This window comes from Streptomyces sp. M41(2017), from assembly GCF_002078175.1.
In the GTDB taxonomy this organism is placed as follows: domain Bacteria; phylum Actinomycetota; class Actinomycetes; order Streptomycetales; family Streptomycetaceae; genus Streptomyces.
Genome location: NZ_MWFK01000001.1, coordinates 897121 through 910588, shown reverse-complemented (window position 1 = coordinate 910588; position 13468 = coordinate 897121). Strand labels below are relative to the sequence as shown.

Genomic DNA, 13468 nt, shown 5'->3' with positions numbered 1-13468 from the left:
GAAGATCACCCACCGGTCTCGAACCCCCGCCGCCGTGGCCGGTTCGAGACGCTTCCGCAACGCTCCTGAGCGCTCGTCCGGGCCCCCTCCGGCGTCACAGTCACACACGTCGGGCCACACCAGGGCCGTACGACCGAGGGGGCACGGATGGGGAAGAACCACATACGCACGGCGGACGGCGGAGGCAGCGGGACGGGTGGCGCCCGGAGGGCGGGCCGCCGACGCTCGGGTGTCCCGCTGCTCGCCCTCGCCGCCGCAGGCGCCGTCCTGCTCAGCGGGTGCGGCGCGGGCGGCGGCGACAACTCCTCCGACGGCAGCAAGGCCTCCCGCCACACCATCCCGCTCCCCGGTCGGCCGACCGGCGGGAGCGCCGAACGCGACCAGGAGGGCGAACAGTCGGACGCCCCCGACGCCACCCCCTCGGCCGACTACCTCTCCACCTTCGCCCTCGACGTCGACACCGCGTCGTACGGCTACGCCCGCCGCTCCCTCGCGAACGGCCGCGCCCCGGACCCGTCCACGATCCGCCCCGAGGAGTTCGTCAACAGCTTCCGCCAGGACTACGAACGCCCCGAGGGCGACGGCTTCTCCGTCACCGTCGACGGAGCCCGCACCGACGACGCACGCTGGTCCCTCGTCCGCGTGGGCCTCGCCACCCGGGCCGCCGAGACCGAGAGCCACCGCCCGCCCGCCGCCCTCACCTTCGTCATCGACATCTCGGGCTCCATGTCCGAACCCGGCCGCCTCGACCTGGCCCGCGCGTCCCTCGACGTGATGACCGACCGGCTGCGCGACGACGACTCGGTCGCCCTGGTCACCTTCAGCGACGAGGCCGAGACCGTCCTGCCGATGACCCGGCTCGGCGACCACCGCGACCGCGTCCACAAGGCGATCGACCGCCTGGAACCGACCGACTCGACCAACCTCGGGGCGGGCGTGCGCACCGGCTACGCGACCGCCGTCGACGGCCTGCGCGAGGGCGCCACCAACCGCGTCGTCCTCGTCTCCGACGCCCTCGCCAACACCGGCGACACCGACGCCGACAGCATCCTCGAACGGATCTCCTCCGCCCGCCGCGAGCACGGCATCACCCTCTTCGGCGTCGGGGTCGGCAGCGAATACGGCGACGCCCTCATGGAACGCCTCGCCGACAAGGGCGACGGCCACACGACCTACGTCTCCAGCCGCGACGACGCCTACACCGTCTTCTGCGACCAGCTTCCGCAGAACATCGACCTCACGGCCCGCGACGCCAAGGCACAGGTCGCCTTCGACCCCGAGACGGTCGAGCAGTTCCGCCTGATCGGCTACGACAACCGCAAGGTCGCCGACGACGACTTCCGCGACGACCGGGTGGACGGCGGCGAGGTCGGCCCCGGCCACACCGTCACCGCGCTCTACGCCGTCCGCACCCGCCCCGGCGCCTCCGGCCGGCTCGCCACCGCGACCGTCCGCTGGCTCGACCCCGACAGCCGCACGCCGCACGAGAACTCCGGCCGGCTGGGGACCGGCTCGCTCCGCGCCGACGTCTGGGCCGCCCCGCCCGCCTTCCAGATCACCGCCGTGGCCGCCTACTTCGCCGACGCCCTCCGCTCGGGGGACGCGCGCTGGAGCGCCCTGCCCGGCGGACGCCCGCTCGGTGAACTGGCCTCCCGCGCCCGCGATCTGGCGCGCGCCACCGACGACAAGGACGTCGAGGCCCTCGCCACCGCCATCGGCCGGGCCGACGACCTGAACGTCTGCGACCCGGACTGCCTCCGGTAGCCCCCACCCGGGAACCCCGGGCGGGAACCGATCGTGCGCGACCCATTGAATTTCTGTTACGCACGAGTAAGTTGACCCGGGAGTAAGGACCCTGCGACCGGGAGCCGTGATGGGCGTACGCAAGGATCTGAAGCGGGCGAAGCGGCGTGCGGGCCTGCCGAGCACGAGTCGGGTGGAGCTGGTCAGGGACGAGAGCGGTACGGTCCGCGAGGCACGTACCGCCCGTCTGGCACCGGCTCCCACCACCGGGAGCACGGCCGACCTGCCATTCACCAACGCGGCCGAGGCCCCCGGCGCGATCGTCCTGCGCCGCCCCGAAGCCGGCGCGTGGTCCCCGGTGACCGCCGCCGCCTTCGCCCGTGAAGTCACCGACACGGCCAAGGGGTTGATCGCCGCCGGCCTCGAACCGGGCGGCCGGGTCGCCGTGATGTCCCGTACCCGCTACGAGTGGACGGTCCTGGACTTCGCGATCTGGGCGGCCGGAGGCCAGACCGTCCCCGTCTACGCGACCTCCTCCGCCGAGCAGGTGGAGTGGATCGTCCGGGACTCCGGCGCCCGCTTCGTGATCGTCGAGACCCCCGGCAACGCGGACACCGTGACCACCGGCACCGCCGGTCACCCCGAACCGCCGCGCGTCTGGCAGCTCGACGCCGACGCCCTCGGTGAACTCGCCTCCCTGGGACGGGACATCACCGACGAGGAGGTCGTCAAACGCCGGGCCGCGCTCACCCCCGACACGGTCGCGACGATCTGCTACACCTCCGGGACCACCGGCCGGCCCAAGGGCTGCGTCCTCACCCACGCCAACCTGCACGCCGAGGCCGCCAACACCGTCGAGCTGCTGCACCCCCTCTTCAAGGAGGTCACCGGACAGACCGCGTCCACGCTCCTCTTCCTGCCGCTCGCCCACATCATGGGCCGCAGCCTGCAGATCGCCTGCCTGATGGCCCGCATCGAGGTGGGCCACTGCCCCAGCATCAAGCCCGACGAACTCCGGCCCGCGCTCAAGGAGTTCCGGCCCACCTTCCTGGTCGGCGTGCCGTACCTCTTCGAGAAGATCCACGCCACCGGCCGTGCCACCGCCGAGAAGATGGGCCGCGCCGCCTCCTTCGACCGCGCCGACCGGGTGGCCGTGCGCTTCGGAGCGGCGTACCTGAACAAGTTCCTCGGCACCGGCAAGGGCCCCGGCATCGGCCTCTACGCCGCCTGGGCGCTCTACGACCTGCTGGTCTACCGCCGTGTCCGCAAGGAGATCGGCGGCCGCGCGCACTACGCCATCAGCGGCGGCTCCCCGCTCGACCGGGACCTCAACCTGTTCTTCTACGCCGCCGGAATCCTCGTCTACGAGGGCTACGGCCTCACCGAGACGACTGCCGCCGCCACCGTCGTCCCGCCGCTCGGCCCGCGCCCCGGCACGGTCGGGCTGCCGGTCCCGGGCACCACCGTCCGGATCGCCGACGACGGCGAGGTGCTCATCAAGGGCGGAGTGGTCTTCGGCGCCTACTGGAACAACCCGGCGGCCACCGACGCCGCCCTGACCGACGACTGGTTCGCCACCGGCGACCTCGGCGCCCTGGACCAGGACGGATACCTGACCATCACCGGCCGCAAGAAGGACATCCTCATCACCACGGGCGGCAAGAACGTGTCTCCCGCCGTGCTGGAGGACCGGCTGCGCAGCCGTGCCCCCGTCGGCCAGTGCCTCGTCGTCGGCGACAACCGGCCGTTCGTCGCGGCCCTCGTCACCCTCGACCCGGAGGCCGTCGCGCACTGGCTCGGTGTCCGCGGACTCCCCGCGGACACCCCGCTCGCGGACCTCGTGGCCGACCCCCGGATGCGGGCCGACGTCCAGAAGGCGGTGGACCACGCCAACGCCGCCGTCTCCCGCGCCGAGTCGATCCGCGCCTTCGCCCTGGTGGAGGGGGAGTTCACCGAGGACAACGGCTTGCTCACGCCGTCCCTGAAGGTGAAGCGGCACGCGGTGACATCTGCGTACGCGGCCGACATCGAGGCGCTCTACGGGAACTGACGGCCGGTCCGGCCCATCCGCCCCCGGACACGGGAACAGCGGGCCGCTCCGAAGAGCGACCCGCTGTCCGCAGAGCTGAGGGTGATCAGCTGCCGGCCGAGCCGTTGCCCGACAGGACCGGGATGTTGTCCAGGATGTGCGACAGCGGCTCGTCGCCCTTGGCCTGGGTGGAGTTCTCGGTGCACTGCTGGTTCTGCGGCGCGGAGAGGATCGGCACGTCCTGGAGGACGGTGACCGGGACCAGGCCGACGAGCGAGGCCAGGTTGGCCTTGACGGGCAGGCCGACACAGGGCTTGTTCAGCGAGCCCTGCACGAGCGAGAGCTGGGGGCTCATGTCGCCGTGCGTGGCCTGGTTGCCGTACTTCTGGACGGAGCCGTTGCCGTTCGTGGTGGTGACGCCGTCATCGTTGCCGATGGCGAGCGCCTGGGGCGCGGCGGCAGCCGAGACACCGGCGATGGAAGCGGCAATGGCCGCGGTCGCCCAGAGCTTCTTCATGGTGGTTTTGCCCTTTCGGAGAGCGGACTCCGAGCGGAGCCGCGTCATGATCAACAGTGCTGCGGATGGTGCGGTTGCGGGGTGTACCCCGAATGGCCCACGGGAGGTTTCCGGGGCCGGACGTCACCGCCGCTGTCGTCATGGAGGTGACAGCGGCAGCGGGTCGCCGAAGGTGCGGGCGGCCCGCTGTACGCGGTGACGGGTCAGCTGCCGAGGGAGCCGTTGCCCGACAGGACCGGGATGTTGTCCAGGATGTGCGACAGCGGCTCGTCGCCCTTGGCCTGGGTGGAGTTCTCGGTGCACTGCTGGTTCTGCGGGGCCGAGAGGATCGGCACGTCCTGGGCCACGGTGACCGGCACGAGGCCGACGAGCGAGGCGAGGTTGGCCTTCGCGGGCAGGCCGATGCAGGGCTTGTTCAGGGAGCCCTGGATGAGCGCCATCTGCGGGCTCATGTTGCCGTACGTGGCCTGGTTGCCGTAGATCTGCGCGGCGCCGTTGCCCTGGGTGGTGGTGACACCACCGTCGTTGCCGATGGCCAGCGCCTGCGGCGCGGCGGCAGCCGTGGCTCCGACGACGGAAGCGGCGATCGCCGCAGCAGCCATAACCTTCTTGATCACTTGCTGATCCCTTCTGGAGTAACCCCGTCCACCGGAGCGACCTGGACAACTGGACCCGGCCCGCATAGTTGCTGCGATTCACCCCAATGGCCCATATGCACGGCAAGAACGTCACGTGCTCGGGCCAGAGGTTCCGTGAATTCGGACGGGGTGAACGGTCCGTTCGGGTGACGCCGCGGAACCAATCCGGCCGGCTCCGGTTGATGTGGGAGCAGGAATATGTGTCACAGGCAGGAAAGGAACCCGGAGAAATGCTCAAGAAGGCAATGGCCGTGGCTGCTGTCGCGGCTTCCGTCGTCGGTGTCTCGGCGGCGGCCGCCCCGCAGGCGCTGGCCGTCGGCAACGACGACGGTGTCACCACCACCAACGGGAACGGTGCCGAGCAGTCGTACGGCAACTCCGTCGCCAAGGGCGACCTGAGCCCGCAGGCCTCGCTCGTGCAGGGCTCGCTGAACAAGCTCTGCCTCGGCGTTCCGGTCAAGGTCAACGCGGGTTCGCTCGTCGGCGTCCTCGTCCCGGTCACCGCGCTGCAGGACGTGCCGGTCCTCTCCGCGCCGCAGAACCAGCAGTGCGCCGAGAACTCCACCCAGGGCAAGGGCGACGAGCCGCTGTCGCACATCGCGGACAACATCCCGGTCCTGTCGGGCAACGGCTCCCTCGGCAGCTGACCCCCGGCCGGGCCCGGGTCGCGCGCTCCGTCCGACGCGCGGCCCGGGCCCGCTCCGCGTTCCCGCCCGTACCGTGACGGATTTCCTGTCGGAATTCCCGGTGCGTGAAGACCCCGCGGGAAACGTTTCCCTCTTTTTCCCGGAAACGCTTCTTCTTGGTCGGGCTCTCGAAAGAAGCGTTTCTCCTGCTGTGGCCGTTCGAGCGTGCCTTCGGCTCAGGGCGATTCGAGTGAATTACCAAGCGGCGCGCGCTCCACAGTTTCTTCGGTCGTCCGTCCCTCGTTTACAGCCTGCAGGTCATGGTGCGAGCCGTTCAAGTTGTGCTCGCTCGGTCTCGGCCGACAAAGGGGCATGACCGCAGAGAAGGGAAAGCACGTGAAGCACAAGAAGAGCGCTGCTGTCGTCGCCGGCGCGATCATGGCCCTGGGCATGGCTGCCCCGGCCTTCGCGGACGCGGGTGCCGAGGGTGCCGCCGTCCACTCTCCCGGTGTCCTCTCGGGCAACGTGATCCAGGTTCCCGTCCACATCCCCGTCAACGTGTGCGGCAACTCGATCAACGTGATCGCCCTGCTGAACCCGGCGTTCGGCAACACCTGCGTCAACGACTGACGCTTCCCGGCACCTCAGCCGCCCCCGGCTGTGCCACGGCCGGCCTTGGACCGCAGTGCGGCCCGAGGCCGGCTTCCTCACTTCTACCAGCAGGAAGAAAACAAGAGTGCGACAGAACCTGAGTAGGGGAGTGGTCGTGGCGGCGGCCGCGACAAGCATCATGTCCCTGTACGCCAGCCCGGCCTTCGCCGACTCCGGTGCGGTGTCGGCCGCCTCGGGCTCGCCGGGCGTCGCGTCGGGCAACAACGTCCAGGTCCCGGTGAACGTGCCGCTGAACGCCTGCGGCAACACGGTCGACGTGGTCGCGGCGCTCAACCCCGCTTTCGGCAACTCCTGTGCCAACCCGTCGGGTTCGCACGGCAGGCACGCCGCGCCGCGCATCCCCGCCCAGCAGGACACCGGCTCCGGCCACGGCGGCTCCGGCCACCCGGGCGGCGGTCACGACGGCGGAGCCTACGGCGGCGGAGCCTACGGCGGCGGCCACGGAGGGTCCGGGTACGGGGACTCGGGCCACGGTCACTCCGGGTACGGCGGCTCCGGGTACGGGGACTCGGGGTACGGGGACTCCGGCTCCGGCTCTGGCGGACACGGTCGCCACGCGGGGCACGGTGGCTCCTCCGCGCACGGCGGTGCCCACGACTCGCCGGGCGTGTTCTCCGGCAACCACGCCGGTGCCCCGGTGGACGTCCCGGTCGAGCTGTGCGGCGACACCGTCGACGTGATCGGCATCGGGAACCCGGTGTTCGGCAACGAGTGCGGCCATCAGCACACCCCGGGAGGCTACGGCTCCACCCCGGACGAGGACTGCACCCCGCCCTCCACGCCCCCGCCGACCCACGAGCACCCGCCCACCGAGACGCCGTTCACGCCCGTCTCGTACACCCCGCCGCCCACGGTCCACGAGCAGCCGCCGGCGCCGCACACCCCGGAGCACCACCGGTCCACGCCCCCGGCCGCGCTGGCGGAGACCGGCGGCGCGGGACTGGCGGAGACCGCGGCCGTCAGCCTGTTCCTGCTCGCCGGCGGCACGGTGATGTACCGGCGGAGCCGGGTCGCCTCGCGTCCCTGACACCACCGGGGGCCGGACGCGGTGACGCGTCCGGCCCCCGAACCGTCGTGCCCCCGGACCCCGGGCCCGTCGGTCAGCTCCGGGCGCCGAGCTCCTCGTCGGATCCCCTCGGCAGACGGGACGCGGGCGCCGGAACCCGTGCGCCGCCCGGTTCCGTGCGCAGCCGGCGCCGTACGCCCCGCACGAGAGTGTCCGCGGTGAAGCCGGCACCCTGCACGAAACGCATGGCGGGTCCGAACGAGGACGCCGTGACCAGACCGGCCATGAACAGCCCCGGCACAGAGGACTCGAAGTCCCTGCCGATGGCGGGGGAGCCGTCGGGCAGGGCGGCCACGCCTGCCCGGAGTTCGCCGGCGAGCAGGCCGAGCCGGTCGCGCCGGCCCCGGAAGCCGGTGGCGGCGATGATGTGGTCGGTCTCCAGACAGGTCGGTGTGCCGTCCGCGTCCACCGTCTCGACGCGCAGGCCGATCCCCGACGCGTAGGCCGACGTGACCTCGTGACCCAGCATCAGCTCGACGACGGGTTCGACGCGGTCACGCACCCACCAGGCGCCCGCGGGCCCCAGCGCGGTCGCCGCGATCCGGGTCCGGGTGGGTTCCGGGAGCCGTCGGAAGAGGCCGGGGCGCTCGGCGTAGAACCAGTTGCGCCAGCCGCAGCCGAGACCGCTGTGCGGGGCACGGGCCGCCCGCCACCACGGCCGGTCCCGGGCGGGCGGCACGTCGTTCCAGTTCAGCCGGCCCGCGCGGGCCAGCACCCTGACCCGGGTGCCCTGCTCGGCGAGGAGTGCCGCCGTCTCCAGGGCGGCCTGGCCGCCCCCGATCACCGTCACGTGCCGGTCGCGGAAGCGGGAGAGGTCGCCGTGGTGGCTGCTGTGCGACACCTGCTCGGGACCGAGGTCGCGCAGCACGGGCGGCACCTCGACGAAGGGCATCACACCGACGGCCAGGGCGACCGTCCGGGCGCGCAGCACCTCGCCGTCGTCGATCAGCGCCTCGAAGCCGCCGGCACAGGCCCGCACACGGACGACCGTGCGTTCGTCGACGTGCGGCACGGCGTTGCGGGCGAACCACAGCCCGTACGACGCGAACATCCCGACCGGGATCGGCTCGCCGTGCCGGGCCGTCACACCGCGGCCCGCGCAGTACGTCTCCAGGCGCCAGCGGCCCTCCGGGTCGGAGAGGTTCGACGCCCACGGCTCCGACTTGAGGAACATGCCGGCGGGCATGTGGTCCCGCCAGGAGGCCATGGGGCGGCCGAGGACGCGCAGGCTCAGCCCGGCGGCCGCGGCGTGGGACGCGATGGACAGGCCGTAGGGTCCGGCTCCCACCACCAGGAGGTCGTACATCAGTGGCTGCTCGCTTTCTCGTCGTCGGCAAGGGAGTCGGCAAGGGAACCGGCCGGTGCGTCGGCCGGCGGGGCTGGCGGGGGAGCGGGCGCGGGTACGGTCCTGGTGCCGGGGCGGGCGACCGCTTCGCCGCGCGGGCGGACGACCGTCGGGTCCGGGCCTCCGGCGGCGGGCCCCTCCACGGGCAGCGCGACCTCTTCGAGGGCCTCGGTCACCGCCGCCTCCAGCCCCGGTGCTCCACCGGCGGTCGCGTCGTCCGATTCCTGTGACGCGGCCGGTCCGGACAGCAGACGGGCGGCGCGCTGGGTCAGCCGGCGCGGCACGTGCCGGGTCCACAGGCTCCACATCGCCCGGCCCGGCGCCGGGTCGTCCGGCGCGTGCCAGGCGAGTTCGCGCCCCGCAGGGCGCGGACGCAGGGCGCCGAGCGGTGCGTAGTTCTCCACGACGAACGCGCGGCCCGGAAGCGGCGCCGGACCGGGCAGCGGACGGTGGGTCAGATCCAGATGCAGGGCGCGGACGACGTCCAGGCCGCCGCCGTCCTCGAAGAGCCGGAACTGGGCGCCGGGGCGGGGGTTGAAGTCGAGCAGGTGGTAGCGGCCCGTCGTGCCGTCCCTGCGGAAGTCGAGGTCGAAAATGCCCCGGTAGCCGAGGGCCGTGGTGAGCCGTTCGACCAGCGTCTCCAACTCGGGGTTGGGCGTCCAGCGGCCGACCGCCGTGAGGCCCGCGCCGCGCGGCCAGGACAGGTGCTTGCGGCCCGCGCCGCCGCCGTGCGTGGTCCCGGACCGGCCGACGTATCCGTGGAAGAACCAGTCCCGGTCGGGCCCCGGCGGCAGGAACGCCTGGAGCAGCAGCGGGCTGCCCGCCTCCGCGCCGCGCAGATAGAGGTCCTGGGCCTCCCGTGCAGAACGCACCACGACGGTGCTGCGCAGCCCGGTCCCGGCCGGGATCAGCCACGGGCGGCTCCACTTGGCCATCACCGGCAGCCCCAGTTGCCAGGCCGCGGCGGCGGCCTGTGCCGGGCTCTCCGGGATCAGGGTCACCGGGTGCGGAACACCCACGCTCGCGCAGACGGCGGCCAGTTCGGCCTTGTCGGCGACGCGTTCGGCCAGGCGGCCCGGCTGCCGCGGCAGCAGGTACCCGCCGGTGAGGTCCTCGCCCATGCGGCCCACCGCCAGCGCGCTCGCGTCATCCATCGGGACCAGCACCGCCGGCCGGGAGATCCGCGCGGCCACTCGGCGCAACACCGCGGCGATGTCCGCGGTGGAGGAACCCGGCGGCGGCGGGGGGTGCATCTCGCACACAAAGCGCGATCTGCGGACGGGACTTCCCTCCGCGTCGGCGACGACGTGAACCTCCACACCGGCCCTGCCGAGTGAGCGCACGGCTCCCAGAGTTCCGTGGTGAAAGGGATTCCGGTCGATGCGCAACAGAACGGCGGGGACCCGGGTGTCGAGAATCTGCACAGGCTTTTCCTTCGGATCGGCGACAGGGTCGTTGTAGGGGTGGGGAACGCTTCAGGGGCGTTTTCGGGAACGGGCCCGGACGATTGCCGATGGACGCGCGAGCGGGTGGGTCACCCGTGCGAGTGATCATCAGCTGCGGAGGCAGGGGCCTCGGTTGGCGGAATGGGTATTCGTATGACTGAGTGTCAGTAATCGGATACGTAAATCCGAGAAACAAGAGGGAGAGAGGAGCAGGCATGGCCCCACAGCAGCATCGGCCCCGGAACAGAAGGCTGGCGTTCGTCGCGGCCGGCATCGTCACGTCGGTCGCGCTCGCGTCGGGTCCGGGATACGCCGTGGGCGCCGGGGTGGGTCGGGTCGGCGATCCGCCGGCTCCGACGCCCACGGTGGTGGCACCGCCCGCGGCCTCCCCGCCCACCGGCGGGACCCGGACCCCGCCCCCGGTCGCCGGCCCGCCGGTCGGCGCGCCCGCCGCGTCCGGCAAGCCCGCGGCGACCGGCGCGACACCCGCGCCCACCGCGCAACCCGCGGCCCAGCAGCCCGCCTTCGGCGCCTACCTGGACTACGGCGCCAGGGGTATCGCGCGGATCGCCCAGCTCAGCGAGTGGCTGGGCGGGACCGAACTGCGCGTCGGGCACACGTATCTGCCCGGTGACCGCTGGAGCAACATCGAGGGCGCGCCCGGGTTCCTGGACGCCTGGGCGGACTGGCGTCGCGACCAGGCCGACCGGATGCTCGTCCTCAACGTCCCGATGATGGAGCGCAACGAGGACCGGGTCTCCGACGACGAGGTCAGGAGCCTGCTCGCCGAGGCCTCCTCCGGAGCGTTCGACAGCCATTTCCGCGCGCTCGCCGAGCGTCTCGTCGAGCTGAAGGTGCCGGACACCGTCATCGTGCTCGGCTGGGAGATGAACGGCATCACGTACACCCATCGCTGCGGTCCCGACCCGGAGGCCTGGAAGAAGTACTGGAACAGAATCGTCACCACCATGCGCGCGGTGCCGGGGCAGAAATTCAAGTTCGACTTCGCCCCGAACCGCGGCCGGGACGGCATTCCCTGGACACAGTGCTATCCCGGGGACGACACGGTCGACATCATCGGCATGGATTCGTACGACCAGCCGTCGGGGCTCTCATTCGACGAGCAGGTGAAGGAGCCGTACGGGCTTCAGGAGCAGGTCGACTTCGCGAAGGCCCACGGCAAGCCCATTTCCTATCCCGAATGGGGCCTGTTCCGCAACGGCGACAACGCCGAGTACATGAAGCGCATGCTCGGGTGGATCGACGAGCACAAGCCGCTGTACAACACCCTCACCGACTACTGCCCGCACGGTGTGTGGCAGTGCGAGGACAACCCGAAGGCGTCCCAGGCCTACCGAGCCGCGCTGTCCGGCCGGACCGACCCGACGGCCCCGCCGTCGCCGGAGCCGACCCCCAAGCCGACACCGAAGCCGACGCCGAAGCCCGAGCCGACGAAGCCGGTCACACCCGTTCCCCTTCCCCCGCCGAACTGTTCGCCGCTGGACCTGGGCGACTGGGTGGAGTACTGGATGGGCGGGAAGCTGTGCCTGCGCTTCGACTGGTGGTCGCGCAACCGGTGAGCCCAGGGTGGCGGCGGGTCGTTCAGGGCCTGCCGCCACCGCGTTCCCTCCAACTGCGCAGCAGCGCCTTGCCCCTCCGTCGGGCGGCGACGTCGCAGACCACCGCCGACATCAGCGGTGCGGTGAACCGGCGGGCGAGGAGCAGCCGCTGATTGACGACCGGCTCCGGACGCCAGTGCCGCTTGTACGGTTCGTCGCCGCGCAACAGGCTCAGGGTCCCGCGGCCCCCCGCCTCGGTGTGCCGGGAGCACGCGTCCAGCAGCATCACCGCGACGTCCGCCTTGCGCTCGCGCAGCCGCGGATGGGCGCCGTACAGATAGCCGCCCGCCAGGCGCGGCGACAACAGCGTGAGGTCCACGGCGACGACCGTGCCGTCGAGACGGAACTCGGTGACCACCGCGTCCCCGGAACGCGCCATCGGGACCACCGAGCGGACCAGATGCTCCGCGAACCGCTCCTGGACGTGCTCGCTCGTCACCTTCCGGCCCTGCCACTGCAACTGGTGCAGTTCGAGCAGCCGACGCAGCGCCGCGTCCACCTCGTCGAGGCCCACGACCCGTTGCTCGACCCCGAGCGCGGCGAGCTTGCGCAGCTTCGCCCGGACGCGCTGCGCCTTGGCCGAGGGCAGCCGGCCCACCAGTTCCTCCATCGAGGTGGCGGGCAGCTCCAGGCACAGCGAGTCGCCGACGCGGCGGCGGGGGCCCCGCCAGCGCTCGTAGATCCGCTCCACCGCCCCGCCGGGACGGACCTCGCGGAAGTCGATCAGCGCGGTGCGGGCGGCGGCCGACAGGCCCTCGGTGAGCGTGGCAGCCCACCGGTCGGCCTGCTCGTCGTCGAGGAGCACGTCCGCGTAGTCGGAGATGGCTCCGCCGAGCGGGACGAGGGCGGGCAGCGGGCGGCGGACCAGCATCAGGGGTGCGGCCGCCCGCAGCTCACCGTCCTCACGGACGACCACCAGACGCAGCCGCCCCGGTGTCCCGTACGACAGCCACCACGAATGCAGCCAGGCGTGACTCTGGAACGCGGTGACGGCGCCGCACCGGCGGTACAGGCGATCCCAGGCGGGCCCCAGTTCCGCGAACTCCCTCTCGTCGGTGATGAGTTCCGCCCGCGCGGCCCTCCGTACGCCGGTCCTGAGCGTCTCGGTCACAGCGCTCCGTGCACATCGGCGGCCGTGGCGGGGCTCGGCACGGAGGCCGGCCGGGCCGCGTCGGCCGACCGGCGGGGGCGGACCAGCAGCACGAGGCCGCCGAGCAGGCCGCCCGCGCTCGCGCCGACCAGTCCGGTCACTGTCGCCGACGCGGAGGACGCCGAGGCCGGCTTCACCGCGCGGGAGAACGACAGCAACTGGACGTGCGTGTCCTTCTGGTTGTCGTTGGCGTGCTGGGTCAGCGAGCGCGTGACCGCGTTGGCCATGTCGGCGGCGCGGTCGGGGCGGGAGGAGGTCGCCGACACGGCGACCATCGGGGCGTCCGGCGAGGTCGCCGTCCGCACGTCCGCCTGCAGCGTCCTGACGGGGACACCGGCCCACACCTGCGCGTCGCCGAGGACCGCGAGCTGGGTCGCGACCCGGCCGTACGCCTGGGCGAAGCCGAGCGCGGCCGACGGGTCACCCTTGTCGGTCGGCACGGCGATGACGTAGCTCGTCGCCGTGTAGGTCGGGGTCTTCACCACGCCGTACGCGCCGCCGAGCAGGCCGCCGAGCACGGCTCCGGCGGCGAGCAGCGACCACGGGGGCATGGATTTCGCCCGGGCGAGGCCCGTTCCCGCGGAACGGTGGCCCCTGGTGAGGTTTTCGGACATGAGG

The 13468-nt window shown here is 72.4% G+C and carries 12 protein-coding genes; 6 read left to right on the top strand and 6 right to left on the bottom strand.

The annotated features are described in order from the left end of the window. Positions 1-147 precede the first annotated feature (147 nt). Together B0675_RS04055 and B0675_RS04050 are read left to right on the top strand one after the other, a co-directional pair. Positions 148-1764 carry a von Willebrand factor type A domain-containing protein gene (locus B0675_RS04055; RefSeq protein ID WP_081217353.1) on the top strand — a complete coding sequence of 539 codons (1617 nt, stop codon included), beginning with the start codon at positions 148-150 and terminating at the stop codon, positions 1762-1764. 109 nt (positions 1765-1873) lie between these two features. After that, on the top strand, positions 1874-3793 hold the full coding sequence (locus B0675_RS04050; protein ID WP_081217352.1) for an AMP-dependent synthetase/ligase: 1920 nt from the start codon (positions 1874-1876) through the stop codon (positions 3791-3793). An 85-nt stretch (positions 3794-3878) separates the two neighbouring features. Here B0675_RS04050 and B0675_RS04045 read toward each other — a convergent pair whose 3' ends face one another. Both B0675_RS04045 and B0675_RS04040 read right to left on the bottom strand, forming a co-directional pair. Beyond that, positions 3879-4289: a rodlin gene (locus tag B0675_RS04045; protein ID WP_081217351.1), complete on the bottom strand. Its 411-nt coding sequence runs from the start codon at positions 4287-4289 to the stop codon at positions 3879-3881. A gap of 203 nt (positions 4290-4492) precedes the next feature. Further along, positions 4493-4906, bottom strand: coding sequence for a rodlin (locus tag B0675_RS04040; RefSeq protein ID WP_081217350.1), 414 nt, complete (start codon positions 4904-4906; stop codon positions 4493-4495). 251 nt (positions 4907-5157) lie between these two features. Between B0675_RS04040 and B0675_RS04035 the strand changes: the two genes are divergently transcribed. The 3 genes from B0675_RS04035 to B0675_RS04025 all read left to right on the top strand — a co-directional run bounded on the left by B0675_RS04035 (position 5158) and on the right by B0675_RS04025 (position 7252). Further along, positions 5158-5574, top strand: a complete 417-nt coding sequence (locus tag B0675_RS04035) for a rodlin (RefSeq protein WP_081217349.1) — start codon at positions 5158-5160, stop codon at positions 5572-5574. A gap of 351 nt (positions 5575-5925) precedes the next feature. Next, on the top strand, positions 5926-6183 hold the full coding sequence (locus B0675_RS04030; RefSeq protein ID WP_081217348.1) for a chaplin: 258 nt from the start codon (positions 5926-5928) through the stop codon (positions 6181-6183). Between the two features lie 106 nt (positions 6184-6289). Further along, positions 6290-7252: a chaplin gene (locus B0675_RS04025; protein WP_241539691.1), complete on the top strand. Its 963-nt coding sequence runs from the start codon at positions 6290-6292 to the stop codon at positions 7250-7252. Positions 7253-7325: 73 nt separating this feature from the next. Here B0675_RS04025 and B0675_RS04020 read toward each other — a convergent pair whose 3' ends face one another. Then, positions 7326-8597, bottom strand: coding sequence for an FAD-dependent oxidoreductase (locus B0675_RS04020; protein WP_081217346.1), 1272 nt, complete (start codon positions 8595-8597; stop codon positions 7326-7328). Continuing rightward, on the bottom strand, positions 8597-10060 hold the full coding sequence (locus B0675_RS04015) for an ATP-grasp domain-containing protein (RefSeq protein WP_081217345.1): 1464 nt from the start codon (positions 10058-10060) through the stop codon (positions 8597-8599). The genes B0675_RS04020 and B0675_RS04015 overlap by 1 nt, the downstream gene beginning before the upstream one ends. A 236-nt stretch (positions 10061-10296) precedes the next feature. On the opposite strand from B0675_RS04015, the gene B0675_RS04010 reads away from it, so the two are divergent. Next, on the top strand, positions 10297-11661 hold the full coding sequence (locus B0675_RS04010; RefSeq protein ID WP_179165240.1) for a glycosyl hydrolase: 1365 nt from the start codon (positions 10297-10299) through the stop codon (positions 11659-11661). 22 nt (positions 11662-11683) lie between these two features. Here B0675_RS04010 and B0675_RS04005 read toward each other — a convergent pair whose 3' ends face one another. Then, a complete protein-coding gene (locus B0675_RS04005) occupies positions 11684-12811 on the bottom strand; it encodes a GNAT family N-acetyltransferase (RefSeq protein WP_081217344.1) in 1128 nt (375 codons plus the stop codon). Further along, the gene (locus B0675_RS04000) at positions 12808-13464 is read right to left on the bottom strand and encodes a lipopolysaccharide biosynthesis protein (RefSeq protein ID WP_081217343.1); all 657 of its coding nucleotides are present in this window, start codon (positions 13462-13464) and stop codon (positions 12808-12810) included. Before B0675_RS04000 ends, B0675_RS04005 begins: the two co-directional genes overlap by 4 nt. Between the last annotated feature and the right edge of the window lie 4 nt (positions 13465-13468).

Excerpts from the sequence above, each read along its gene's own strand:
- B0675_RS04055 (WP_081217353.1), top strand. The coding sequence starts at position 148 with ATGGGGAAGAACCACATACGCACGGCGGACGGCGGAGGCAGCGGGACG.
- B0675_RS04050 (WP_081217352.1), top strand. The coding sequence starts at position 1,874 with ATGGGCGTACGCAAGGATCTGAAGCGGGCGAAGCGGCGTGCGGGCCTG.
- B0675_RS04045 (WP_081217351.1), bottom strand. The coding sequence starts at position 4,289 with ATGAAGAAGCTCTGGGCGACCGCGGCCATTGCCGCTTCCATCGCCGGT.
- B0675_RS04035 (WP_081217349.1), top strand. The coding sequence starts at position 5,158 with ATGCTCAAGAAGGCAATGGCCGTGGCTGCTGTCGCGGCTTCCGTCGTC.
- B0675_RS04030 (WP_081217348.1), top strand. The coding sequence starts at position 5,926 with ATGACCGCAGAGAAGGGAAAGCACGTGAAGCACAAGAAGAGCGCTGCT.
- B0675_RS04020 (WP_081217346.1), bottom strand. The coding sequence starts at position 8,597 with ATGTACGACCTCCTGGTGGTGGGAGCCGGACCCTACGGCCTGTCCATC.
- B0675_RS04010 (WP_179165240.1), top strand. The coding sequence starts at position 10,297 with ATGGCCCCACAGCAGCATCGGCCCCGGAACAGAAGGCTGGCGTTCGTC.
- B0675_RS04000 (WP_081217343.1), bottom strand. The coding sequence starts at position 13,464 with ATGTCCGAAAACCTCACCAGGGGCCACCGTTCCGCGGGAACGGGCCTC.